Below are 25,083 nucleotides of genomic sequence, written 5' to 3' on the forward strand. Positions count from 1 at the left end.
CGGCTGCGCCGGACGGAGCGGTGTCTCCCGACGGAGCACCGCCGGCTGGACCGCCAGAACCTCCGGCAAGGTCACCCATTCCCCCAACGGCGGATCCGACACGTTTCTCAGCGGCCCGCAACAACTTCTCCCGCTTCGCTGGCTCGGGCGGAGACGATCGCCGAGCCCTCGGCCGAGCCGTGTCGAACTACGTGGGCTCGTCGTCAGGCGGCGCGAGCACGGCGGCGGCCAGGATGGGGTCGGCGCGCGGAGCGGGCAGCCGTCTCCTCGGTTTTTTATCGGACGCGGCGACGCGTGGTGCGACCGAAGCGCTACGCGCGCTCAATCTCGGTGCTTTCGCTGGCCGACCGATCGAGGAGATCTTCCTGGGATTGGCAGATTATGTTTGCCCGGACGGTGGCAGTATCGACGAAGGCATCGCTCGGGATGCCTTTATCGAGACGATTGCCGACCTGGCCGCCGCGGGTATAACCGACCTCGACGGGCTCACCTCCGACCAGATGCAGACGGTCTTCGAACTTTATGCGACGAACGCGATCGAGGCCCGGCTCTGCAATGACATCGGCGCAAAAATCGTGGTCCTCCCCTCCGACAGCCGGCAAGCCGCACGAGTTCAGGCGCAGCTGAACGATTTCATCCGGCGCGGCGTCGCCGATGCCTTGACAGCGGCAAGCGTGGTGGCAGCCGCGCTGACACCCGATCACGTGCTCGCTTTCGTCGAAAGCGTCTACGAACAGGCGTTCGGCATCCTGCAGATCATGGGCGACGCCGCAGCGGAGGAAGCATGAGACGACACGTGATCGTTGGCCGTTACGGCCGCGAGGATCTCGACCGGTTGCCACTCGGCGACAGCGAATTTGAAACTCGCCTCGATCTTGTCGCCGGCGACAGAGCGCTCGATCACGGGATCGGTCGCGCTCTTGGCGATCTGGCTCACCTAGGCATATCTCCCTCCGAGATGGGGGTGGATGTCTTGGTCTTGGCCGCGCACGTCCATGCCGCCGACACCCGAGTGTCGCGTAAGAGCGAATCACAGGACGGCTGGACACGGGAGCTTCGTCTAGTGGTGCCAGTCTCGGATCCTGAGCGTTGGACAGCGGCGACGCCGATCTTCGTCTCGATGCTGAATTTCCTGACCGGAGATCGCTGGTCGCTCGGGTTCCGCGCACGGCCGCAGCGCTTTGAGCGGGTCGCACCGATGCCGCCCGGCAGACTCATCGATCCACCCTTCGATGATTTGGCGCTATTCTCCGGCGGTCTCGACAGCTTGATCGGTGCCATTGATGTGCTCGAAGCCGGCCGCACGCCTCTCCTCATCAGCCACGCTGGCGAGGGTGCGACAAGCGATGCCCAGACCACTATTTTCGACGCGTTGAAGGCTCATTATCCCGCCAGTCCGTTCCAGCGTTTGCGCCTCTGGATGGCCTTCCAGCGCGGCTTCGTCCGAGGATCGGCCGGCGAAAACACCACTCGCGGACGATCCTTCCTCTTCTTCGCGCTGGGCATCTTCGCCGGCACCGGCTTCGATGGCCGATTCACGCTGAACGTGCCGGAAAATGGCTTGATTGCGGTCAATGTGCCGCTCGATCCCCTTCGTCTCGGAGCCCTGAGCACACGCACCACCCACCCGTTCTACATCGCACGTTGGAACGATGCGCTCACAACTTTGGATATCAAAGGCCACATCGAGAATCCCTATTGGGACAAGACGAAGGGCGAGATGGTAGCCGCATGCGCGAACGGTGCCCTGTTGAGAAACCTTACGTCCCTATCCTTGTCCTGTGCGGCTCCCACGAAGGGACGTTGGCAGGGCCTGGGTACACAACACTGCGGATACTGTGTACCCTGCCTGATCCGACGCGCTGCGCTCGCCAAAGGATTTGGTCTTGGCGCCGACCCAACCGTCTATACAATAGATGACCTGAGCGCTCGCGCGCTCGACACGCGCCAGTCCGAAGGTGTGCAGGTCCGCTCCTTCCAACTGGCGATCGAACGACTTCGCGCCAAGCCCGCCTTGGCGCCCATCCTCATCCATAAACCCGGCCCGCTCCTCGATGAGTCGCCAGCCCGCCAAGCCTCGCTCGCCGGCGTGTATCGCCGTGGCCTCGAGGAAGTGGGCGCACTGTTGGCTGGCGTGAATACACAACCACTATGAGCGAAGGTATTCCATCCTGTGGTGTCGATTTCCACTGCCACCTCGATCTCTATCCAGATTTCGAGGCCGTGATTGCGAAAGCGGAGGCGGCACGGATTCATACACTAACCGTTACAACTACGCCGAAGGCTTGGCCGCGCAATCTTGAATTGACGCGCGGAACTCGTTACGTGCGGGCTGCACTCGGCATCCATCCGCAGCTCGTTGCGGAACGAGCCCACGAATTGGCATTATGGGAACACTATTTGCCGGAGGCGCGCTACGTCGGCGAAGTCGGCCTCGACGCAGGCCCTCGGTTTTACAAATCTTTCGATGCTCAAAAACAGGTGTTTCGCACAATCCTTGAACGATGTGCGGATGCCGGTGACAAGGTACTTACCGTGCATAGTGTCCGGAGCGTACCGACGGTGCTCGACATGATCGAACGCCATCTTCCGCAAAAAAGGGGCGTTGTTGTATTGCACTGGTTCACCGGAACCAAGGCCGAGGCACGACGCGCCACAGCGCTCGGTTGCTACTTCTCTGTCAATACTGAGATGATCCGCTCCGAACGCGCAAGAATGCTTGTCTCGGATCTACCGTTGAGTCGCATCCTCACTGAGACGGACGGCCCATTCACGAAGATTGACGGCCAGCCCGCAGAACCGGCCAACGTTCAAACAACGGTTGATGCTATTGCCCGAGCGCGCAATTCATCTAAAGACTCGGTAGCGGATGCTATCCAAAATAACTTTTGGTCACTTATCAATGTGCATTAGGTTATGAGGTTCCCCCGAATTTCGGTAGCGCCCTGACCGATAGGGTTTTAAATCGCTCGACGTGTTTGGCTCGCCCGCAATGTGAGGTTCCCCTGTTTTTTCGTCCCCCAAGGGGTTGGTCTCATGCGACCGTCTGGTCGCGGCGCTGGTTCGCCTGCCACTGTTGCATGAACTCGACGGGTGAGCGATAGCCGAGCGTCGAGTGCAGTCGCTTACGGTTGTAGAAGACCTCAATGTACTCGAAAGCCGTTGCGCGCATCGCCTCGCGGGTCGGGAAGCGCTCGCCGAAGACGCGCTCGTGCTTGAAGCTGTTGAACCAGCTCTCGGTCGGGGCGTTGTCCCAGCAGTTGCCGCGCCGGCTCATCGAGCAACGCATGGCGTAGCGACGCAGGCGTTGCTGGAAGGCGTGGCTGGCGTATTGGCTGCCCCGATCGGAGTGGTGCAGCAGCCCCGGTGGCGGCCGGTGCCGGGCATGGGCCATGTCGAGGGCGCTGATGACCAGCTCGGCGTCGATGCGTGCACGCATCGACCAGCCGACGACATCGCGGTTGAACAGGTCGAGGACGACGGCCAGATAGAGCCAGCCCTCGTCAGTCCAGAGATAGGTGATATCGGCGCTCCATACTTTGGTTCGGGGCGCTGGGCCGGAAGTCACGGGCGAGCAGGTTCTCGGCGACGGGAAGACGGTGGCTCGAGTCGGTCGTGACGCGATCGCGACGCCGATGACGGCCGCGTAGGCCGTGCGCACGCATCAGCCGCTCCACGCGCGCCTTACTCGCGCTCAGGCCACGAGCGCGCAGCGCCCGGACCATCCGTGGACTGCTGTAGGCGCCACTGGTCTCGGCGTGAAGGGTCTGCAGCAGCAGCGTTAACTGCGCGTCACTCAGCCATTGGCGCTGGCCGCCGCGCTGCCAGGCCCGATAGCCGCTCACGCTCACGCCCAGCAGCGCACACAGCCGACGCAAGCCGCACCCAGTTGCGTACCGTCTGCTCCACCAGGTCCATAGCGCCACCGAGGCGATGCTGCGCCCCGACTGCAATCGTTTGACCGCCTGCTCCTTGAACTCCAGCGTGTATACCCGCTTCGGGATCTTCTGCATCGTGCTTTCCAAGCATTGATCGTCAGTCTACGTCAATCCTTGGGGGACGAAGTTCGGGAGGGGGGAACTCACTTTCGTGTAAACGCAAGTTTTGATGACTCTTGTGCGCAAGACAGAAACCAACTCTTCTATCTGAAAATCCCGTTCCCGTACGGAAGCGTTCTCTGAGCGATCGACGGATCCAAAGGGTTCGGACGACTACCCCTCCCCACTCTGCCAAGCCTGCCGCTTCCGATACAGCGTCGAGGGGTTGACTTCGAGGAGGGCGGCGGCGCGGGGGATGTTGCCGTCGCAGTGGGCGATGGCGCGTTCGATGGCCTCGCGTTCGACGCGCCACAGGGGTTGGATGCCGGGGTCGGGTGTGGTGGTGGTGGCTGCGGCGGCGGGCGCCGGTTGGGCGGGTTCGGTGGGGGTGGCGCGTGATGGGGTGATGAGGTGTTCGGAGAGCGGCGGCGGCAACATCTCGGGATCGACGGTCTCGCCCTGGTGGAGCACGACGACGTTGCGGATGACGTTCTGCAGCTGGCGGACGTTGCCCGGCCAGTGGTAGTCGCGCAGCAGCGCCGCGGTGGCCGGGGCGAAGCGTTGGAACGCCTTGCCCTCCTCGGCGGCGAAGCCCTGGAGGAAGTGTTCGGCGAGCAGCAGGATGTCGTCCTGGCGGGCGCGCAGCGGCGGCAGTTCGATGGGGATGACGTGGAGACGGTAGTAGAGGTCCTCGCGGAAGCGCCCGGCGGCGACCTCCTTGAGCGGGTCGCGGTTGGTGGCGCAAACGAAGCGCACGTCGACCGCCTCCTGGCGGGTGGAGCCGACGCGCTGGAAGCTGCCGGTCTGGACGAAGCGCAGCAGCTTGGTCTGCAGGTCGAGGTCCATCTCGCCGATCTCGTCGAGAAACAGGGTACCGCCGTCGGCCTGTCCGGCGGCGCCGACGCGGTCGCGCGCCGCGCCGGTGAAGGCGCCGCGCAGGTGACCGAAGATCTCCGACTCCATCAGGTCGTGCGGGATGGCGCCGCAGTTGAGGGCGACGAAGGGCGCCTCGCGGCGCGGTCCCTGGCGATGGATGGCCTCGGCGCAGACCTCCTTGCCGGTGCCGCTCTCGCCGGTGATGAAGATGGTGGCCTTGCTCGCCGCGGCGCTGTCGATCACCCGGTAGACGGCCTGCATCGCCAGCGAGGCGCCGATGAAGCCGTGGTAGCGGTCGCGGTCGAAGGTCTCCTGGATGGAGTCGAGCAGGCTGGAGAGACGCTGGCGCTCGAGCGCGTTGCGCAGGGTGACGCGCAGACGCCGGGCGTTGAAAGGCTTCTCGATGAAGTCGAAGGCGCCCTCGCGCATGGCGTCGACGGCAAGGTCGACCGAGCCGTGCCCGGTGATGATCACCACCGCCGTCGGCAGCCGCTGCGCGCCGACGTGACGGAGGATCTCCATGCCGTCCATGTCGGGCAGGCGCAGGTCGAGCAGCATCGCGTGCGGCGGGTGCCGGGCCAGCGCGGCGAGCGCCTCGGCGCCGGTCTCGACGGCCGCGACGCGGTAGGGTTCGGTGGCGAGGTAGCCGCTGTAGACCTCGCGCAGGACCTGACTGTCCTCGACGATCAGGATGCTGGGGGGTGTCTGCTCCATGGCGGGCGTCCTGGTCCGTTGGCGCGTCGGCGACCGCCCCGCGCGGGAGCGGTCGCCACTCCGATGGTCGAGCCTCAGATATAGGGATCGTGCGCGGCGGCTTCATCCGCCGCGCCGTCCGACGGTTCGCGCGGCGCCTGGGCGCGAGCGCGACGCCGGTGCGGGCGGCACGCGCCGTCGAGGCCGAGGGCGAGCTCAGTCCCGAGCAGGACCGCGCGGGCCGTCCTCGCCCTTCGTGAAGCATTGCACGAGCGCCTCCAGCGCCTGCTCGGCACAGCCGCGCAGCCGCGCGATCAACGGCGCCAGACGGTCGCGGTCGGCGGCGCGGGCGGCCTGCTCGCAGTCGAAGGCGAGCGCCTGCAGCGCGCGCGCGCCGAAGGTGCCGGAGGCGCCCTTGAGGGTGTGGGCCTCGTGTTCGAGCTGGGCGATCTCGCCGGCCTCCCAGGCCTGTTCGATGCACGCCACCCGTCGCCGGGTCTCGATCTCGAAGGTCTGCAGCATGCCGACGAGGAAGTCCTCGCCCATCTCCTCGGCGAGTTCGTCGATCACCCCGAGATCGAGCACCCCGACCGCCTGCGCCGGCGCCGCGCGCTCCCCGGCCGATGCGCCGACCGGCGCATCCTCGGGGCGCGCGCCACCGAGCCAGCGCGCGAGGGCGGCGAACAGCTCGGCGCGCACCACCGGCTTGCTCAGATAGTCGTCCATGCCGGCGGCCAGACAGCGCTCGCGATCCTCGCTGAAGGCGTTGGCGGTCATCGCCACGATCGGCACGCGGGCGCGCTCGCCGGGCAGCGCGCGGATCGCCCGGGTCGCCTCCAGCCCGTCCATCCCCGGCATCGAGACGTCCATCAGCACCAGCGCATAGGGGCGCGCGCGCAGCGCGGCGAGCGCCTGATGACCGTCGGCGGCGGTCTCGACCCGGTAGCCGGCGCGCTCGAGGATCGCCAGCGCCACCAGACGGTTGGCCTCGCTGTCCTCGACCAGCAGGATCGGGCCGGTGGCGGCCGTTGCCGTCGGCGTCGGCGCCGCCGGCTCGGGGCGGGGCGAGTCGGGCGCGGGGAAGAGTTCGGGGGCGCCGAGCGCCATGCCGAGCTGCCAACACAGTGCGCGCGGCATCAACGGCAGGGTGGCGGCCTCGGGCGTCGGCGCGCTCGTCCGGTCGCGATGGATCGGGATCTCGCGCGCCGCCCTCCCCGCGCCCGGCGGGGCCACCAGCCACAGCCGCGCGGGCACGGCGGCGGCCTCGGCGAACCAGCGCTCCTCGCCGACGATCACCGTCTCCAGGCCGAGCAGCCGGAGCTGGCGCGCCAGCCCCTCGGCGAGCGGCGCGCTGGCGGCCCACACCTGCACCCGCCAGCCCGCGGCCCGGCGCGCCAGACGCGCCCGCCGATCGTCGGCCGGGGCGCGCGCGCGCAGCGGGAGGCGCACCCAGAAGCGGGAGCCGACGCCGGGCTCGCTCGCGCAGCCGATCTCGCCGCCCATGATCCGCGCCAGCCCGCGACAGATCGCCAGCCCCAGCCCGGTGCCGCCAAAGCGTCGGCGGCGCGAGTCGTCGACCTGGACGAACTCGTTGAACAGCTCCGACAGACGCTCGCGGGCGATGCCGATACCGGTGTCGCGCACCTCGATCGAGAGTCGCTGCTCGGCGCCCTCGCCCACCACCCCGGCGCACAGCTCGATGGCGCCGTGCTCGGTGAACTTGAGCGCGTTGCCGAGCAGGTTGAGCAGGATCTGGCGCAACTGGCCGGGGTCGAGTTCGACCCGCACCGGCAGTTGCGGGTCGAGGGTCAGCAGCAGCTCCACGCCCTTGGCGAAGGCGCGCGCGGCGAACAGCCCGAGCACCCCTTCGAGCAGGGGTTCGAGGGCGCAGGGCTCGGGCCGGGTCTCCATCCGTCCGGCCTCGATCTTGGAGAAGTCGAGGATGCTGTCGACCACCGACAGCAGGCTGTGCCCGGCCTCGCCGGCCACCCGCGCATGGGCCGCCTGCTCGGGGTCGAGACCGCTCTCGAGCAGCAGCTCGTTCATGTTGAGGATGGCGTTGAGCGGGGTGCGGATCTCGTGGCTCATGGTGGCGAGAAAGCGCGACTTGGCCTCGCTGGCCTGTTCGGCGCGGGCGCGCTCCTCGATCAGCGCCGCCTCGGTGCGCTTGCGCTCGCTGATGTCGATGAAGTTGGCGACATAGTTGGTCACCCGGCCGTCCGGGTCGCGCACCGTGGTGATGCTCAGCCACTCGGGGAAGATCTCGCCGTTGCGGCGGCGGTTCTCGATCTCGCCCTCCCAGTGACCGTCGCGCTGCAACCGCGCCCACATCTCCCGATAGAAGCGCTGCGACTGGCGCCCGGACTTGAGCAGTCGCGGCGTCTCGCCGATGGCCTCGTGCGGGGCATAGCCGGTGATCGCGGTGAAGGCGCGGTTGACGCGCAGGATGCGACTCTCGGCGTCGGTGATGAAGATCGCCTCCTGGGCCTCGAAGGCCTGGGCGGCGAGACGCAGCTCCTCCTCGGCGCGGCGCCGCGCGCTGATGTCGCGGATGAAGGCGGTGAAATAGACCGTCTCATCGGCCTCGACCTCGGTGATGGCGATCTCGATCGGGAACTCGTGACCGTCGCGGTGCAGCGCCTCCATCTCCAGACGCTGGCCGACCACCCGCCCCTTGCCCTCGGCGCGAAACCGCGCCATGCCGCGACGGTGGGCGGCGCGATAGCGCTCGGGGACGATCAACTGTTCGAGCAACTGGCCACCGACGTCCTCGCGCAGATAGCCGAAGATCTGCTCGGCCGAGGCGTTGAAGTCGACCACCCGGCCATCGAGGTCGATGGTGACGATGGCGTCGAGCGCGGCGTCGAGCAGCGCGCTCTTCTGCGCCTCGCTGCGACGGATGCGCTCGGCGAGCTGACGGGCGGCGGCGAGCGCCTCGTTGAGATCGGCATAGCTGTCGGCCAGGCGCGCCGACATCAGGTTGAAGGCGCGGATCGCCTCGCCGATCTCGTCGTTGCCGTGCTGGGGGATGCGCACCCCCGGACCCTCGCGGGCGATGCGGTTGGAGGCATCGCGCAGGCGCAGCAGCTGACGGCTGAGATAGGTGCCGAGCAGCAGCGAGAACAGCGCCACCAGCGCCATCTCGAGCAGCGCGATCCCGATCGCCCCGGAGCGTGCCGAGCTGAGCAGCGCGAGGAAGGGCTCGACCGAGACGCCCAGCTCGACACGACCGAAATAGGCCCCGCCGGCATGGATCTCGGCGCGGGTGTCGAACACCCCGTCGGCGGCGTGCGAGGGGTCCTGGTCGGCGACGAAGCGGCGCGCCAGCGCGCGCGCCGCACCGGCCTCGGCGAGGATCAGGCCATCGCGGTCGCGCACCCGCGCATAGACGATGTCGGCGTTGGTCAGCACCTCGTCGAGCAGGCTCTCGAGCCGGGCCAGATCGGTGGCCAGCACCGCGTCGGTGGCATTGGTCGCCACCAGGCTGGCGGCGGTGGTCGCGCGCTGGACCAGCTGCGCCTCGTTCGACTCGCGCAGCCAGCTCAGCGCGCTGAACACCAGCAGCGCCAGCAGCGCCGCCTCGATCAGCGCGATGCCGAGGATGGTCTTGAGACGGAAGCTCACGGGGCCTCGGCGCGCAGGTCGTCGAGCAGGTCGATACCGAGGGCGCGCACGTCGTCCCAGTCACCGTCCTCGGCGGCCACCAGCCGGGGCATCCCCAGCGTCTCGATCAGCGCCCGCCCCTCGGCGTCGGCGGCGAGCCCGAGCATCGCCTCGCGCACCCGCGCGACCACCTCGGGTGCGACCCGCGGATGGCTGGCGAAGGCGTGGCGGGTATAGCCCTGGGTGGTCATCAGCACGCGCAGCTCGGCGCGGCGCGGCGGGTCGAGCGCCTCGAGCGTGCGTACCACCCCGCCGCCGGCGGGATAGAGCCCGACGCTCACGGTACGGTAGACCGAATCGTGCGAGGCGACATAGCGCGGGGTGAAGGCGATGCCGCGCTGGGCCAGCTCGGCGCGGATCAGCACGCTGGCGGCAAAGGCCGCCGGGGCCGGGAAGGCCAGGGTCGCGCCCTGCAGCGACCCGACCTCGCGCAGCGGGCTGTCGGCGCGTACCACCAGCACCCCGCGCAGCCGTCCCTCGGCGCGGGCGAGTGCGCGATAGCCGGGGTCGCGGGCGAAGACCGTGTAGTGATAGGGGTTCATGTAGGCGAGATCGTACTCGCCCTGCGCCAGACGGCGCTCGAAGGTGGGGATGTCGGCGGCGGTCTCGAAGCGCAGCGCCACCCCGGCGCGCGCGCCGAGCGCCTCGAGCAGCGGCACCCAGGCGCGCGCCAGGGTGCTTGCCGATTGCTGCGGCACGATGCCGAAGCTCAGCTCCGTGGCCGATGCGGCCAGCGGCGCCACGAACAGGGTCAGCAACAGCAGCGCCGCGCGGCCACGGCGCCGGGTGCGCTCAGAAGCGGTAACCGAAGAGTTCGATGTCGCGCCGGAAGCGGCGCGCGATCCAGTCGCGGCTGTGTGTGTCATAGAACTCCCGATAGTCGAGCCGGCCATGCCGGGAACGGTTGAAGTGCTCGGGCGCCGGGGGCGCGAGACCGAGATGGTCGCACAGTGCGGTCAGATCCTCCTGGTAGTGCTCGAAGCGGGCGAGGAAGTCGATCTGCAACCGCCCTGCTCGATCGGTCAGATAGTCGCTCTGGGAGCGACCGATCATGAAGCGATGAACGGGCGCCTGGCTGGCCCAGGCGAGCCAGTCTCCGGGCGCGCGCGGGCGCAGCGCGCGACGCAGGAACTGCTTGAAGCCGGGGCCGGAGAGGTGCGTCGAACCCAGGGTCTCGTCGGGGGAGGCGCGGGCCAGCGCGGTGTACCACGACAGCGCCAGATCCCAGGGGTTGCGCACGAAGGCGAAGCGGAAGTAGTCGGGATATCTGGCCAGCAGCCGGGCGTTGTCGCGATAGGTGCTGTGCTGGCGACCGTCGAAGTGACAACGGTCCTGCCAGCCCGGGGCGCGCGCATCGAGCCCGGCGAGCGAGGCCCGAGTGTCGAGGTCGTCGCGAAACACCGAGGTCAGTGAACTGCCGCCGGTCTTGGGGATGTGGAAATAGACGAAGCGACGGTGGTGGGAGAGCAGCATGGTGTTCTGGCTCCGGGGGCAGACGTTCAGGGTGAGCAGATGGCATTTCCAGATCGCCTTGCGCAGGCGTCTGCTCAACCTTGGCAACCACCGTGCCAGGCGATCGGTCTCGCGCACCGGCCCCGCGGCCAGCGACGGGTTGCAGCGGTCACCGAGCACGCCGCCGAGCCACCGCGCCCCGGCCCCGCGCAGCCGCTCCAGCGTCGCGGCCACACCGGCGGCGAAGTGGGCCGGTGCGCGCCGCACCGCTGCAGGCCGCGGTGCAGGATGCGACTCGATCCGCAATGGCCGCGCCCGGCCAACCCCGAGACCGTCGAGAGCGTCCCCGATGACCACCACCGCCTCGTCCTCGACACCATCGCCCATCGGCGCCCCTCCTCTTCGTCCAGGGCGGTCGGGGCGCGCGAGACCCCCGTCAGAACATCTGTAGGCACCCGCGCCGGCGCACAAGCCGGCTCCGGCGCTCGGCCACGCGCCCCGAGGCGGCGCGCGTGACCGCGCCGATAGCACAGGACGCCCGCCACCCCGGTGCACCACGCCGACGGCGCCGCGGAATACACAGGGTGCGAGGAACAGTACCAAAAACAGCGCCGCTCCGACCATCGACGCCAGACGACCGATCCAGCCCGGCAGCGAAGGGGGTCTCGGCAGTCAGGATGAGCAGCGCGAGCGGGCTGGTCCGCATCGGGACTCAGCTCGCAACGGGGTGACGGAGGGCGGCATAGGCGGCGGCCATCGCCCGCACCTCGGCGCGGGCGAGGACATAGGGGCGTGGGTCGAACGGCACGGCGCGCGCGATGGCGGCGAGCTGCACCGCCAGCGCCACGCTGAGGATCGCGACATCCCCGGCCGGCACCACCCGGGCGGTGTCGGGACAGGCGGTCTCGGGGACGCCGCCAACGGCGCTCACCACCACCGGGATGCCGCAGGCCTGCGCCTCAAGCGGCGCCAGCGGCAACCCCTCGGCGAGCGCGGGCAGGCAGAACAGGTCGAGCGCCTGATAGAAGGTCGGCATGGCGTCCAGCCGCCCGATGAAATGCACGCGTTTCGCCAACCCCTGCCGGGCGACCAGGCGGCGCAACGCGCCCTCCTCCGGGCCGCTGCCGGCGAGCGCCAGATGGGTGTCGGCGTCGAGCCCGAGCAGCGCCTCGATCAGCAACCGCTGGCCGTTGACCGGGTGCAGCGGCGCGGCGCAGCCGATCAACCGCACCTCGCGCGGCAGGTCGAGCTGCGCGCGCGCCACGGCGCGATCGCCGGGGATGAAGTGATCGGTATCGACGCCGTTGAGGATCACCCGTGGCCGCCACCCCGGCAGTCGCGCGCGGATGCGCGTGGCGACGTGCTCGGCATCGGCGACCAGCCGGGGTCGGGTCAGCGCCAGCGTCGTCCACTGCAGCCAACGCCGCGGCAACGACTCCAGGTGCCGGGCCTCGTGCTCGGTGTGCACCAGATGGCGCACCCCGGCCAGGCGCGCGGCCAGACCGCCGTAGATCAGCGGGCCGCGATGATAGGTGTGCACCGCCACCGCGCCCTCGGCGCGCAACAGCCGCGCCAGACGCGGGACCAGCCCCGGCGTCCAGCCCGGCGGCTTGGCGAGAAAGCGCAGCCGATCGACATCGGTCTGCAGCCGTGGCCAGGCGGCGACCGCCGCCACGCCCTCGCCCTCCAGGCTCATCACCAGATGGCGCTCGGTGGCGGCGCCGTGACGCGCCAGCTCCAGCACCACGCTCTCCACCCCACCGGGACGCAGGTGCTGCACGACATGAACGATGGTGGTCATCGGGATTTCTCCACGGGCAGATGATCGACCGCGCGGTCCGTCGAGCGGCACTCGATTCGGTACGGCTTGAGTGGTGGGATGCGGCTGAGCACCGTCAGCGCGCGCGGGCGCCAGTCGCCGGCGGGCAGGTCGTATGCGGTCGAGCAACTCGATGGGCATGGTCGGGACCGATGAGCAGAGGATGACCGACCGTGAGCAGATCGCGTGCCATCCCGCATCCGCACGCGCCGGCGCGATCCCGCGCCGCTCGCCCGCCCCGGCGTTGCAGCGTGCAACGCAGCGGGCGCTGCATCCTGCAACACGCCTCAGGACGGCGTCGCGGCCAGCGCGAGCCCGTAGAGCGGCGCCCGGAGGCCGGGGCGCGCGCGGCGACCCTCTCACACCTCCTCGACCAGCGCCGAGAGCGCCCGGGCCTGACGCTCGGCGGTGAACAGCTCCAGCAACCGTCGGCGCCCCACCTGCCCCATCGCCGCCAGACGCAGCGGCGCCGTGGTCGCCACCGTCTCGATGGCGCGGGCGAGCGCGGCGCGATCGCCCGGCGCCACGCGCCAGCCGCTCTCCTCGGTCACCATCTCCTTGCAGCCCATCAGCGTGGTGGTGATCACCGGCAGCGCCATCGCCATCGCCTCCTTGACCACCACCGGGTCGGTGTCGCGGGCGCCGTTGGCGGCGATGCGGAAGGGTGCGACCAGCGCCCGGTAGCCGGGGCCGTGACGCGCCAGCCACTCGGCTGGACGCGCGCCGAGGAACTCCACCCAGTCGTCCAGCCCGAGCCGGGTACAACGCGCCCGCAGCGACGCGCGCAGCGGGCCGTCGCCGACCAGATCGAGCCGGGGGCGGTGCGCCGCCGGGACCAGCGCCAGCGCCTCGAGCAGATCCGCCCCCCCCTTGGTCTCGCACAACCGACCGATGAACAGCAGCCGATCGGCCTCCGCGGCGCCGCTCACCACCGGCGCGAAGGTGCGCGCATCGACCCCGCAATAGACCACCCCGACGCGCGCACGCGGCGCCAGCGCGGTGAAGTCGCGGCGCATGTCCTCGCACACGGCCACCGCGAAGTCCGCCCGATCGAGCTTGAGCGCGAGGTCGGCGGGGGTGGCGTAGACGTCGGAGCCGTGCCCCACGAAGGACACCCCGATGCCGAGCCAGCGGGCGGCGACGATCGCCGTGGCGGTGGTGGCCTGGGCGAAATGGGCATGGATGTGGGTACAGCCCTCGTAGCGCATCACCGCCGCCACCCGCGCGGCGCCATAGAGCAGCGCGGCGCGCGGCAGCCCGCGCTGGCGCAACGCGAAGCCGAGCCCGCGCAACAGGCTCGGGCGGATGCCGCCAAGCGCCTCGGCGGCATCGGCCGGACCGAGATCGGAGAGATACCAGGTGCGCACCGCCAGACGCTGATCGCTGGCCTGGGCCGGTCCCGGATGACGGCGGAAGGCGATCGGCACCACCCGGTGACCGAGCGACTCCATGGCGCGGATCTCGGTGCCGATGAAGGTCTCGGAGAGGACCGGGAAGGCGGGGATGAGATAGGCGATCGTCTTCATGATGGTGATGTTTCCGTTTGGCATGCGAACTGCTGCGCCTTGAGCAACATCAATGCCAGAGGACGCGCCATGTCGACCCAGCCCATCCAGGTCTCGATCGTCATCCCCGCCCGCGACTGTCTCGAGCAGCTGCCGCGCACGATCGACAGCGTCCTCGCCCAGCAGCTCGACGCCTTCGAGGTGCTGGTCGTCGACGACGGCTCCGAGGACGGCACCTGGGACTGGCTGTGCGCGTACGCCAGACGCGCGCGCTGGCTGCACCCGATCCGGCTCGGCGGGCTGGGCGCGGCGCGGGCGCGCAATCACGCCATCGCCGCGGCGCGCGGCGCGCTGATCGCCTTCCTCGACGTAGGGGATCGCTGGTACCCGGGCAAGCTCGCCGCGCAGCTCGCCCTCCACCGGCGCGACCCCGAGCTGGTGATGAGCTTCACCAACTACCGCCATGTCGGCGCCGACGGCGAGGACCGCGGCGACTGCTTCAGCCTCTGGCCGGGGTTGCGGCTGCTGCTCGAGGGCGGCGACAGCTTCCGACGGCTCTCCCACCCGACGGCGCTGCTGTTCGCCGAGAACCTGGTCGGCACCTCGACGGTGGTGGCCAGAGGCGATGCATTGCAGAATGCGAAGGGATTCGACGGTGGACTGCATTCTGCAGAGGAGCGGGAGCTGTGGCTGCGCCTGGCCAGCGCCGGGGCGGTCGGCTTCAGCCCGCGCGTCTACTGCGACGACGAGCGGCGCGCCGAGACCGAGATCAGCCGCACCGAGGCGCGGCTCGCGGTGCTGGCGCGGATCATCCGGCGCGACCGCCCCGAACTCGGCACCGCGTACCCGGTCGCACTGCGCCGCGCCCGGCTGCTGATCGGCGAGGCCGAGGGACACCCGGCGCGGGTCTGCGCCAGCCGCCTGTTGGCACGCTCGCTGACGCCGCAGCGACGCATCCCGCGCGCCGCGCGCACCGATGGCCGACTGCTGCGCGCGCCGCGCGACTGAGGCCCGCTCGATCGCGCACCGCACGCGGCGCGGCCCCAGACCGCGAGCAGGCGCGGCGGCCTCTCCGCGGGCTCGGGGCGGCGCGCTTGCTCGCCTCGCGCTCCAGTCCGCCGCCGGAGACGAGGTCGACGACCGGGGCCACTCGGCGCACGCGAAGAGGACGGGGCGCGCGCCCGTCCTCTGTCAAACGGCATCGGGGGATGGGGGGGGGTGGTGCCGACACGGGGCCTGGCGTCCCGGCGAGAGGTCGCGCGGGGCGCCTCGGGCGCGAGGCGCGAGATCCGCCCCGCGTCACGCCCGGCCAGACGAAGGCCCGACCTCGCGCGACCTCGGCGCCCTTGCGCTGATCGTTCGTTCAGACCGCCGCGCCCGGCGCGGGCCCATCGACGCTGAGCGAGGCCATGTCGATGACGATGCGATGGGCGAACTCGCCCTCGGCCAGACGCGCGAAGGCATCGTTGATCTGCTCGATGCGGATCATCTCGCACTCGGGATAGATCTGGTGCTCGGCGCAGAAGTCCAGCACCTCCTGGGTCTCGGCGATGCCGCCGATCAGCGACCCGGCGACGCGCCGGCGACCGAACACCAGCGGCGTGGTCATCGGCGCCTCCAGCGGCCCGATCTGGCCGACGATCACCAGCGAGCCGTCGACGTCGAGCAGCGGCGTGTAGACATTCAGGTCGTGCTTCACCGGCACGGTGTCGATGATGAGATCGAAGGCGTTGGCGGCCGCCTGCATCGCCTGCCGGTCGGTGGAGGCGAGGAGGCCACGGGCGCCGCTGGCCTTCGCTTCCGCCTCCTTCCTGCTCGAGCGGCTGATCACCGTGACCTCGGCGCCCATCGCCGCGGCGAGCTTGACCGCCATGTGGCCGAGCCCGCCGAGCCCGATCACGCCGACGCGCGTGCCCTCGCCCACCTGCCAGGTGCGCAGCGGCGAGAAGGTGGTGATGCCGGCGCAGAGGATGGGCGCGGCCCTGGCGAGATCCAGACTGTCGGGGATGCGCAGCACGAACGCCTCGCGCACCACGATGTGCTTGGAGTAGCCGCCCTGGGTGATCTCGCCGCTGATGCGATCGGGCGCGCCATAGGTCGGGGTCATGCCGTTGCGGCAGTACTGCTCCTCATGGTTGCGGCACTGGTCGCAGTCCTGGCAACTGTCGACCATGCAGCCGACCGCGACGCGATCGCCCACCCGGTAGCGCTCGACCTCGGGACCGACGGCGCTGACCACGCCGACGATCTCGTGGCCCGGCACCAGCGGATAGGGCTGCGGCCCCCAGTCGCCGTTGACGGTGTACAGGTCGGAGTGACAGACACCGCAGTACTGGATGTCGATGGCGACATCGTTCGGGCGCAGCGCGCGACGCTCGAAGTGATAGGGAACGAGCTTGGCATCGGCCGAATGGGCCGCGTATCCAACGGTTTTCATGGTCTTTGGCCTGTCTTCGTCAGTGGGTTGCGGAGGTGCCGCCGGTCTCGGCGAGCGGCGCGGCGGGCCCGCGTTGAGTCCAGAGCCCGAGGGACTCGGGCAGGCGCCGGGCGAACGGGGCGGAAGACGGCGCCGCCGCCGAGCAGTCCACCCATGCCAGATAGGTCGCCTCGGCGGGCGTGACCTTCAAGGGGGGAGATGGCGGGTGAGCGCCTCGGCAAACAGGGCGTGAAGAGACGGGAGCTGGAAGTCGGCGCGACACCCTTCGAAGCAATGACGGTTGCAGGACGGGGCTGGCAACTTCGCGACTGCGCGCTAGAGGAGGAGAATCGCTGACGCAGGCAGATGCGCGCGTAGCGGCGCTTGGATCACCGGATGCCGAGGAGATCGTCGACAAGCGTCGAGCGCCGGGGTAGCGGGAGACCCTGTCGGTCGATCGCGAGGAAGGGGGACGGGCGCAGGCGTGCGGACAAAAAAATACCGCCTCGAGGGCGGTATTTTTTGCTGTGTGGCGGAGAGGGTGGGATTCGAACCCACGATAGGCTATTAACCTATACACACTTTCCAGGCGTGCTCCTTAAACCACTCGGACACCTCTCCGGAAAACACGGCGACAGGAAGGCCCGCGGCGCGTTTGAGCCGTGAACTTTAACCGAAACCCCGACGGCTTTCAACCCATTTCTTCTCGAACGCACAGCGGGCATCATCGGGGCACCCGTTTCCCTCAGGCCACCCTGCCCCATGCCCAACACGCGCGCCAGCACCGCCGACCGTCACCGTCTCTACGAACTCGCCGTCCAGGCCCCGGAGGCCGAGATCGACCTGCTAGATCAGCTCGTCACCGACCTGCGCGGCCGCCCGGCGCGACGGCTGCGCGAGGACTTCTGCGGCAGCGCCGCGATCTCCGCGGCCTGGGTGCGTCGCCGCCCCGACAATCAGGCCCTCGGCATCGATCTCGACGCCGCGGTGCTCGACTGGGCACGGACCCACACCCTCGCCGGGCTCGCGCCCGAGGCGCGCGCGCGACTGGCGCTGCGCCAAGCCGATGTCCGTGAGGCCGCCACCGCGCCGGTCGACCTGGTGGTGGCGATGAACTTCAGCTACTGGCTGCTGCGCAGCCGCGAGTCGCTCGGCGACTACTTCCGCGCGGTGCACCGCGCGCTCGCCCCCGACGGGGTCTTCCTGCTCGATGTCTACGGCGGCTACGACGCCCCGCGGGTGATCCGCGAGGAGCGCCGCGTCGCCGCCCCCGAGCAGGGCGACTTCGACTACATCTGGGAGCAGGCGCGCTTCGACCCGATCAGCAGCGATCTGGAGTGTCACATCCACTTCGCCTTCGACGACGGCTCGCGGCTCGAGCGCGCCTTCAGCTATCAGTGGCGGCTGTGGACCCTGCCCGAGTTGCGCGAGCTGCTCGCCGAGGCCGGCTTCGGCGAGGTCGGCGTCTACTGGCAGGGCTGGGACGCCGAGGGCGAGCCCGACGGCGACTTCGTCGCGGTCGAGCGCGGCGAGCCCGACGCCGGCTGGATCGCCTATCTCGGCGCCACGCCGACGCGCTGAGCGCGCCGCGCTCAGTCCTCGGGGTGCGGCAACCGCCCGAAGAGCCGGCTGAGCGCGCGCAGCCGCTCGGCGCTGCCGGTCTCGAGCATCTCTTCGCGGAAGCGCCACTCCCAGTTGCCCTCGGCGGTGCCGGGGCGGTTCATGCAGGCCTCGGCGCCGAGTCCGAGCACGTCCTGCAGCGGAAACAGCGCCATCTCCGCCACCGAGCCGAGGGCGCAGCGGATGAAGTCCCAGTGGATCTCGTGACCGTCGGTGTTGAGATAGACCCGGGCGTGGCGGCGCACCGATTCGTCGCGGCTGTCCCACCAGCCGCGCAGGGTGTTGTTGTCGTGGGTGCCGGTGTAGACGGCCTGACGGCGGCGGTGGTGATGGGGCAGGAAGTAGGACCGCCCGAAGCCCTCGGGGATGTCCTCGAAGCCGAACTGGAGGATCGCCATCCCCGGCAGCCCCAGCCCGTCGCGCAGCGCCTCGACGTCCTCGGTGATCACCCCGAGGTCCTCGGCGATCAGCGGCGGGTCGTCGCCGAGCGCCTCCTGGAGCACGCCGAAGAGCTTCATCCCCGGCCCGGCGACCCAGCGCCCGTTGACCGCGGTCGGCTCGTCGGCGGGGATCTCCCAGTAACCGGCAAAGCCCCGGAAGTGATCGATGCGTACCAGGTCGACCAGCTCGAGCACCTGACGCAGCCGCGCCACCCAGAAGGCGTAGTCGTCGGCGGCCAGCGCCGACCAGCGATACAGCGGGTTGCCCCAGCGCTGGCCGGTGGCGCTGAAATAGTCCGGCGGCACCCCGGCGATCACCGTCGGCTCGCCCTCGGCGTCGAGCTCGAACCAGTGCGGATGGGTCCACACCTCGCTCGAGTCGTGGGCGACGAAGATCGGGATGTCGCCGACCAACCGTACCCCGCGCGCGCGGGCATAGTCGCGCAGCGCCTGCCACTGCTCGAAGAAGCAGAACTGGACGAAGCGCTGCAGCGCCAGCACCTCGCCGTGCGCGGCCGCCCAGCGCGCCAGCGCGCCGGGGTCGCGCAGCGCGTAGTCGCGCGCCCATTGGGTCCAGGGACGCTGCTCGTGGAAGGCCTTGAGGCCGTTGTAGAGGGCGAAGTCCTCGAGCCAGTCGCAGTGGTTCTCGCAGAAGGCGGCGTAGGCGGCGCGCTGCGCGGCCGAGGCGCGCGCCTCGAAGCCGCGGCGGGCGCGCTCGAGCAGCGCGCGCTTCCAGGCGCCGACGGCCTCGTACTCGACCCGGTCGGCGGAGAAGCTCGGCGCCGGTTCGAGGTCCTCGGGGTCGAGCCAACCGGCCTCGAGCAGCCGTTGCGGGCTGATCAGCAACGGGTTGCCGGCGAACGCCGAGGTGCACTGATAGGGCGAGTCGTGATAGCCGGTGGGGCCGAGCGGCAGCATCTGCCACAGCCCCTGCCCGGCGGCGGCGAGAAAGTCGACGAATCGGTAGGCACCCGGCCCCAGGTCGCCGATCCCGAAGGGACTGGGCAACGAGGTCGGATGGAGCAGGATACCGCTGGTGCGGTGCATGGAGGGGCCTCCCGGTCGGCAGCTGTCCGCTGGTCGCATCCTAACGCCGATCGCCCCACGACAGCGACCACGATCCGCATGGACGGACACGTTTACATCTCTTCGGGCGCGCCGGGCGCACCCGGCGGGGGCGGCCGAGGCGCTCTGCGACACACCCGACCCCGAATCATGGGGGCGCGCACAAACCATTGAAAGTACGAGGGCATCGCAACGCTCGAGCGCGCGACGATTGATCCGCGACCGCGCCTTGGGCTAGCGTGGGGAGGCTCGCGCGACGACGACGCAACGTCGACGCGCCAGCGGCGAGCCGGCGTCCGCAATCGTGACCGGGCGCACGGTTTCGGCACACACGCTTGGCTTCATCTCATTCGCCCGCACCGGGTGTCCGACGCCGGACGGACCTCTCCAACCCGGCCCCGACAGCAGTAGGAACCCATCGATCATGAGCAGTCCCGATACCTTCAAGCACTCACTCAGTCGCGCCCGCGAGTACGGGCTCGAGGAGTTCCTCGAGATCATCGGCGAGCTCTCCCAGGAGAGCACCAAGAAGGGCCGCATCGACCGCGCCAGCAAGGAGCTGATCACCCTCGGCATCGCCCTGGCCAAGCAGTGCCGGCGCTGTATCGACATCCACGGCAGCGAGGCCAGACGCCTCGGCGCCGGCGACGGCGAACTCAGCCAGGTGCGCAAGATCGCGCTGTTTCTCAAGGCCAGCCCCAGCGGCGGCGGCGAGATGTGGGAGTCCTGGGAGGACTCCTGGCGCGAGTACGTGCTCGGGCGCGGCCCGATCGAGCACCATGTGCGCGAGCTGATCGCGCTCGGCATCGCCCTGGTCGAGCAGCGCCGCGACCACATCCGTCTGCACGCGCGCTCGGCGCTGGAGTTCGGCACGCCGCCCGAGGAGATCTTCGAGGTGATGCCGATCGCGCTGCTGATGGACGGCGCCCCCGCCCTCTCGCAGATCCCCCATCTGGTCGAGGCGCTCGACGCCCCGGCATTGCAACTGAGCGCCTGAGCGCGCCGCGCGGTCGCGCCCCGGGCGCGGCTGCGCTAGCATCCGCAGCTGACGCGTCGACCCACGCCCGCGGTGGCGGCGCCATCACGCCGGCCCCAGAGAGGCAGCCGGCCCCGCGGATCACCACGGAAGCCTGCGATGTTCAAGTATCTCCCGCTGTGGGCCAATATCCTGCTGGGCATGGGGCTGGCCATCGCCCTGGCCGTGGCGGCGCTCACCTACAACAACCTCCACGACATCGACCGTCTCACCGCCCAGGCCGAGCGCGAGCAGCTCGCACTCTATGCCGACAGCCTGCAGGCCGAGATCGCCGCCGAGACCCGGCTGGCCGCGGCGATGAGCACCCTGGTGGCGAACCTCCCCGATATCCAGTCGCACTTCGCCGCCGGCGACCGCGCCTGGCTGCGCGCGGCGCTCGAACCGGCCTATCGCAAGCTCCACGCCGACTATGGCGTGGTGCAGTTCCAGTTCCACACCCCGCCGGCGACCTCGATGCTGCGCCTGCACATGCCCGAGCGCCACGGCGACGACCTCTCCGGCTTCCGTCACTCGGTGGTCGACACCAACCGCGAGCGCGAGCCCCAGCGCGGGCTCGAGGTCGGGGTGGCCAACCTCGGCGCGCGCGGCATCGTCCCGGTGGCGTGGCAGGGGCGTCATGTCGGCTCGGTGGAGTTCGGCATGGCCTTCGGCGCCGACTTCTTCGCCACCTTCAAGCAGCATCACGGCGTCGACGCCGCGCTGCACCTCGCCCGCGCCGACGGTCTGCGCACCTTCGCCGGCACCTTCGGCGCCCAGCCGCTGCTCGACGACTCGCGGCTGCGCGCGGCGCTCGCCGGCACCCCGCAGCTCGTCCACACCCGGCTCGGCACCACCCCGGTGGCGGTCTACGCCAGCGCCGTGACCGACTACTCCGGCACCCCGATCGGGGTCATCGAGCTGGTGCGCGACCGCAGCGCGGCGCTCGCCGCGATCGCTGCCAGCACCCGCGAGGCCTGGCTGGTCGCGGCCCTGGTCGCCGGCCTCAGTCTGGTGCTGACGCTGCTCACGGCGCGCGCGCTCGAGCGGCGCATCCGCCGGCTCGCCGGCGGCATCAAGCAGATCGCCGCCGGCGACCTCAGCCACGAGATCGCCATCGACGGGCGCGACGAGCTCGCCGCGCTCGGTCACGACGGCGAGCGCATGCGCCGTCATCTCCACGGTCTCGTCGGCGAGGTCGAGCAGGATGCGCGCGCCGTCGACGAGGCCGCGCGCGAGATCGCCGGCGCCGTCGAGGGCCAGGCGGCGACCTCCAGCGAGATGTCGGCCTCGATCGCCGAGATCACCTCGACCATGGAGGAGCTGTCGGCCTCCTCGACCCAGATCGCCGAGTACTCCGGCTCGGTGGCCGAGATCGCCAAGCGCACCTACGACGACAGCCTGCAGGGGGCCGAGTCGATGCAGCAGCTGGCCGCGCAGATGGAGGAGATCCGTCGCGACAACCAGCACGCGCTCGCCGAGATCGTCGCCCTCGGGCACAAGTCCAAGGAGATCTCCAAGGTCATGGAGATCATCGACACCGTCGCCGATCAGACCAAGCTGATCGCCTTCAACGCCGCGCTCGAGGCCTCCTCGGCGGGCGAGGCGGGCAAGCGCTTCGGCGTGGTCGCCGCCGAGATCCGCCGCCTGGCCGACTCGGTCACCGACTCGACCAGCGAGATCAGCAACAAGGTCATCGAGATCCAGGACGCCATCAACCGTCTGGTGATCAACTCCGAGAAAGGCTCGCAGGGCATCGCCGAGGGTCTCGAGGCCTCCTCGCGCAGCTCCGAGATCCTCCGCTCGCTGGTCGAGGCCGCCGGCGAGACCACCAGCTCGGCGCAACAGATCAGCCTCTCGACCCAGCAGCAGAAGACCGCCAGCAACCAGGTGGTGGTGGCGCTGCGCGAGATCGTCACCGCCAGCGCCGACACCGCCCAGTCGGTGCAGCGCATCGCCCAGGTCGCCCAGCAGATGACCCAGCTCTCGACCAATCTCGGCCAGCGCGTCGACCGCTTCGAGCTCGGCGCCGCGCCCGCCGCCGACACCCGGGATCCGGCATGAGCGCGACCCGCCCGATCCGCGTGCTGGTGGTCGACGACAGCCCGCTGGCGCGCGCGCTGATCCGCACCCAGATCGAGGCCGCCGCCGGTCTCGAGGTCTGCGCCGAGACCGGCAATGGCCGCGAGGCGCTGCGTCTGACCCAGGAGCTCGCCCCCGACATCATCACCATGGACCTGCAGATGCCGGGGATGGGCGGGCTCGAGACCATCGCCGAGATCATGTCGACACGCGCCACCCCGATCCTGGTGGTCTCGGACCTGGCCGACGCGGACAACGCCATGGCGGCGGTGGCCTACGGCGCGCTCGATGCCCTCTCCAAGGAGGCGCTCGGCGACGCGTCGCGCCTGGCGCAGCGGCTGCGCACCCTCGCCGGGGTACCGGTGATCCGCCACATCCGTCGCCCCCAGGCCCCCGCCGCCCTCGCCCCGACGGCCCCCGAGCCGCACCGTCACCGCGCCCGGGTGGTGGCCATCGCCGCCTCGACCGGCGGTCCCCACGCGCTCGCCCAGATCCTCGCCGCGCTGCCGCCCGACTTCCCCGCGCCGCTGCTCATCGCCCAGCACATCGCCGACGGCTTCGCCCAGGCGATGGCCGCCTGGCTCGACGGGCTCTGTCCGCTGCCGGTGGCCGTCGCCGAGCCCGGCGAGGCGCTACGCCCGGGCCGGGTCCACATCGCCGACCCCGGCCAGCACCTCGGCGTCGACCACGAGCAGCGCATCCAGCTCTCGCCGCGCGCCGCCGGCGACATCTATCGCCCGAGCTGCGATCATCTGCTCGAGTCGGTGGCGGCGCACTACGGCGCGCGCGCCGTCGGCGTGATCCTCACCGGGATGGGGCGCGACGGCGCACGCGGGCTGCTGGCGATGCGCCGCGCCGGGGCCCCGACCATCGCCCAGGACGAGGCCAGCTCGGTGATCTTCGGCATGAACCGCGAGGCGATCGTCGCCGGCGCCGCCGCCGAGGTCCTCGCCCTGGCCGAGATCCCGCCGCGCCTGTGCGCCCTGACCGGCGCCGTCGCGCCCGCCCCGTCGTGAACGATCTCGCCGCGCTGCGCACGCTCATCAAGGAGCGGATCGGGCTGCACTTCGACGCCGCCTCCGAGACGACGCTGCGCGAGGCGCTGGCGCGTCGCATCGCCCACACCGCGAGCGACGGCCCCGCGGCCTATCTGGCCCGGCTGCGCGCCGACGAGACCGAACTCATGGCGCTCGGCAGCCTGCTGACGATCAACGAGACCTACTTCTATCGCGAGGCGCAGCACCTCGAGCTGCTCACCGATCACCTCATCCCGACGCTGCGCGCACGCGACCGCGCGCCCCCGGAGACGCCGATCCGCATCCTCTCGGCCGGCTGTTCGAGCGGCGAGGAGCCCTACTCGATCGCCATCGCCCTCGAGCAGCGTCTCGGCGCCGAGGCCGCCGCCGCGGTGCGCATCAGCGCCGGCGACCTCGACCCCGAGGTGCTCGAGCGCGCTCGCGCCGGGCGCTACGGCGCCTTCACCTTCCGCGCCCTCGACCCGGCACTGCGCGCGCGTCACTTCACCCGGCTCGACAACGGCCAGCACCAGCTCGCCGCGGCCATCCGCGCGCGCGTCGACTTCCTCGCGCTCAACCTGCTCGCCCGCGACTACCCGCCGGGGCTGCAGGGACAGGACGTGATCTTCTACCGCAACGTCTCGATCTATTTCGATCCGCCGACCCGCGCCCAGGTGCTCGCGCAGCTGGCGCGGCTGCTCAACCCCGGCGGCTTCCTCATCGTCGGCGTCGCCGAGACCCTCGCCAACGACATCGGACTGCTGCGCCAGCACGTCCATCGCGGCATCTTCTATTTCAGCAACGCCCCGCTCGCGCCGCCCGCCCTCGCCCCGTCCCGCCCGGTGCGCCGCCCGCCGCCACCGCTCGACCCGGCGCGCTGCTATACCGAGGCGCTGGCGCTGGCACGCGCCGAGCGCTACACCGAGGCGCTGACCCGGCTGGCCATGATCCCGCTCGAACGCCGCTCGGTGGCGGCACTGGAGCTGCGCGCGCTGCTCGAGTTCGAGACCGGGGCGATCGCCGCGGCGCAGGCGAGCTGCGAACAGGCCCTGGCCAGCGATCCCTGGTCGCTCGAGGCGCTGCTCGTCAGCGCGCGCTGCGCCCGGCGCCAGGGCCGCACGCAGGCGGCGAGCACGCAACTGGCCCGCGTCATCTATGTCCAACCCGAGTGCTGGCGGGCGCACTATCAGCTCGCCGAGCTACATCGCGACGAGGGCGCCGCCGCGTCCGCCGCGCGCGAGTACCGCATCGCCCGCAACCTGCTCACCGCCGAGCCGCCGCCCGGCGCGCCGCGCCCACTGCTGCCGAGCGCGCTGTCGCGGCGCGACCTGCGGTTGATCTGCGAGCGCCACCTGGCGCGGCTCGCCGCCCAGGGCGCGGACTGAGA

17 protein-coding genes, 1 tRNA gene and 1 pseudogene are annotated in these 25,083 nt (G+C 70.4%); 9 read left to right on the forward strand and 10 right to left on the reverse strand.

Annotated features, from left to right (window positions below):
• The first annotated feature begins 179 nt into the window (after positions 1 to 179).
• The 3 genes from qatB to qatD are packed head-to-tail and all read left to right on the forward strand — an operon-like array spanning position 180 to position 2,913.
• Positions 180 to 788, forward strand: a complete 609-nt coding sequence (qatB, locus tag ACAM26_RS11815) for a Qat anti-phage system associated protein QatB (protein WP_369613731.1) — start codon at positions 180 to 182, stop codon at positions 786 to 788.
• A complete protein-coding gene (qatC, locus tag ACAM26_RS11820) occupies positions 785 to 2,155 on the forward strand; it encodes a Qat anti-phage system QueC-like protein QatC (protein ID WP_369613732.1) in 1,371 nt (456 codons plus the stop codon). Before qatB ends, qatC begins: the two co-directional genes overlap by 4 nt.
• Complete coding sequence (gene qatD, locus ACAM26_RS11825; protein WP_369613733.1) at positions 2,152 to 2,913, forward strand: Qat anti-phage system TatD family nuclease QatD; 762 nt, start codon at positions 2,152 to 2,154, stop codon at positions 2,911 to 2,913. Before qatC ends, qatD begins: the two co-directional genes overlap by 4 nt.
• A gap of 121 nt (positions 2,914 to 3,034) precedes the next feature.
• Here the strand turns inward: qatD and ACAM26_RS11830 are convergent.
• The 7 genes and pseudogenes from ACAM26_RS11830 to ACAM26_RS11860 all read right to left on the reverse strand — a co-directional run bounded on the left by ACAM26_RS11830 (position 3,035) and on the right by ACAM26_RS11860 (position 14,090).
• A pseudogene (locus ACAM26_RS11830) lies at positions 3,035 to 4,013 on the reverse strand (IS3 family transposase).
• Between the two features lie 198 nt (positions 4,014 to 4,211).
• A complete protein-coding gene (locus ACAM26_RS11835) occupies positions 4,212 to 5,627 on the reverse strand; it encodes a sigma-54-dependent transcriptional regulator (protein WP_369613734.1) in 1,416 nt (471 codons plus the stop codon).
• Between the two features lie 195 nt (positions 5,628 to 5,822).
• Positions 5,823 to 9,230 (reverse strand): PAS domain S-box protein, encoded by a 3,408-nt coding sequence (locus tag ACAM26_RS11840; protein WP_369613735.1) that lies wholly within the window; start codon positions 9,228 to 9,230, stop codon positions 5,823 to 5,825.
• Positions 9,227 to 10,027 carry a phosphate/phosphite/phosphonate ABC transporter substrate-binding protein gene (locus tag ACAM26_RS11845; protein WP_132229361.1) on the reverse strand — a complete coding sequence of 267 codons (801 nt, stop codon included), beginning with the start codon at positions 10,025 to 10,027 and terminating at the stop codon, positions 9,227 to 9,229. Before ACAM26_RS11845 ends, ACAM26_RS11840 begins: the two co-directional genes overlap by 4 nt.
• Before the next feature lie 34 nt (positions 10,028 to 10,061).
• Positions 10,062 to 11,108, reverse strand: a complete 1,047-nt coding sequence (locus ACAM26_RS11850; RefSeq protein ID WP_369613736.1) for a sulfotransferase family 2 domain-containing protein — start codon at positions 11,106 to 11,108, stop codon at positions 10,062 to 10,064.
• A 325-nt stretch (positions 11,109 to 11,433) separates the two neighbouring features.
• Positions 11,434 to 12,522, reverse strand: a complete 1,089-nt coding sequence (locus ACAM26_RS11855) for a glycosyltransferase (RefSeq protein WP_369613737.1) — start codon at positions 12,520 to 12,522, stop codon at positions 11,434 to 11,436.
• Between the two features lie 377 nt (positions 12,523 to 12,899).
• Positions 12,900 to 14,090, reverse strand: a complete 1,191-nt coding sequence (locus ACAM26_RS11860) for a glycosyltransferase family 4 protein (RefSeq protein ID WP_369613738.1) — start codon at positions 14,088 to 14,090, stop codon at positions 12,900 to 12,902.
• Positions 14,091 to 14,135: 45 nt separating this feature from the next.
• On the opposite strand from ACAM26_RS11860, the gene ACAM26_RS11865 reads away from it, so the two are divergent.
• Positions 14,136 to 15,053 (forward strand): glycosyltransferase family 2 protein, encoded by a 918-nt coding sequence (locus ACAM26_RS11865; protein WP_369613739.1) that lies wholly within the window; start codon positions 14,136 to 14,138, stop codon positions 15,051 to 15,053.
• A 355-nt stretch (positions 15,054 to 15,408) separates the two neighbouring features.
• Here the strand turns inward: ACAM26_RS11865 and ACAM26_RS11870 are convergent, their stop codons facing one another.
• Positions 15,409 to 16,482: an NAD(P)-dependent alcohol dehydrogenase gene (locus ACAM26_RS11870; RefSeq protein ID WP_369613740.1), complete on the reverse strand. Its 1,074-nt coding sequence runs from the start codon at positions 16,480 to 16,482 to the stop codon at positions 15,409 to 15,411.
• Between the two features lie 509 nt (positions 16,483 to 16,991).
• Positions 16,992 to 17,082, reverse strand: a tRNA-Ser gene (locus ACAM26_RS11875).
• A 141-nt stretch (positions 17,083 to 17,223) separates the two neighbouring features.
• Here ACAM26_RS11875 and ACAM26_RS11880 point away from each other — a divergent pair.
• Positions 17,224 to 18,042, forward strand: a complete 819-nt coding sequence (locus ACAM26_RS11880) for a trans-aconitate 2-methyltransferase (protein ID WP_369613741.1) — start codon at positions 17,224 to 17,226, stop codon at positions 18,040 to 18,042.
• A gap of 11 nt (positions 18,043 to 18,053) precedes the next feature.
• Here ACAM26_RS11880 and malQ read toward each other — a convergent pair whose 3' ends face one another.
• Positions 18,054 to 19,568 carry a 4-alpha-glucanotransferase gene (malQ, locus tag ACAM26_RS11885; protein WP_123140973.1) on the reverse strand — a complete coding sequence of 505 codons (1,515 nt, stop codon included), beginning with the start codon at positions 19,566 to 19,568 and terminating at the stop codon, positions 18,054 to 18,056.
• A 442-nt stretch (positions 19,569 to 20,010) separates the two neighbouring features.
• Here malQ and ACAM26_RS11890 point away from each other — a divergent pair, with 442 nt between their 5' ends.
• The 4 genes from ACAM26_RS11890 to ACAM26_RS11905 all read left to right on the forward strand — a co-directional run bounded on the left by ACAM26_RS11890 (position 20,011) and on the right by ACAM26_RS11905 (position 25,081).
• Positions 20,011 to 20,583 (forward strand): carboxymuconolactone decarboxylase family protein, encoded by a 573-nt coding sequence (locus ACAM26_RS11890; protein ID WP_123140974.1) that lies wholly within the window; start codon positions 20,011 to 20,013, stop codon positions 20,581 to 20,583.
• 138 nt (positions 20,584 to 20,721) lie between these two features.
• Entirely contained in the window at positions 20,722 to 22,662 is a 1,941-nt protein-coding gene (locus ACAM26_RS11895) for a cache domain-containing protein (protein ID WP_369613742.1), read from the forward strand.
• Positions 22,659 to 23,696 (forward strand): chemotaxis-specific protein-glutamate methyltransferase CheB, encoded by a 1,038-nt coding sequence (cheB, locus tag ACAM26_RS11900; RefSeq protein WP_369613743.1) that lies wholly within the window; start codon positions 22,659 to 22,661, stop codon positions 23,694 to 23,696. Before ACAM26_RS11895 ends, cheB begins: the two co-directional genes overlap by 4 nt.
• Positions 23,693 to 25,081, forward strand: coding sequence for a CheR family methyltransferase (locus ACAM26_RS11905; RefSeq protein WP_369613744.1), 1,389 nt, complete (start codon positions 23,693 to 23,695; stop codon positions 25,079 to 25,081). Before cheB ends, ACAM26_RS11905 begins: the two co-directional genes overlap by 4 nt.
• Positions 25,082 to 25,083: the final 2 nt, after the last annotated feature.

The organism is Marichromatium sp. PS1 (assembly GCF_041155115.1).
Classification (GTDB): domain Bacteria; phylum Pseudomonadota; class Gammaproteobacteria; order Chromatiales; family Chromatiaceae; genus Marichromatium; species Marichromatium gracile.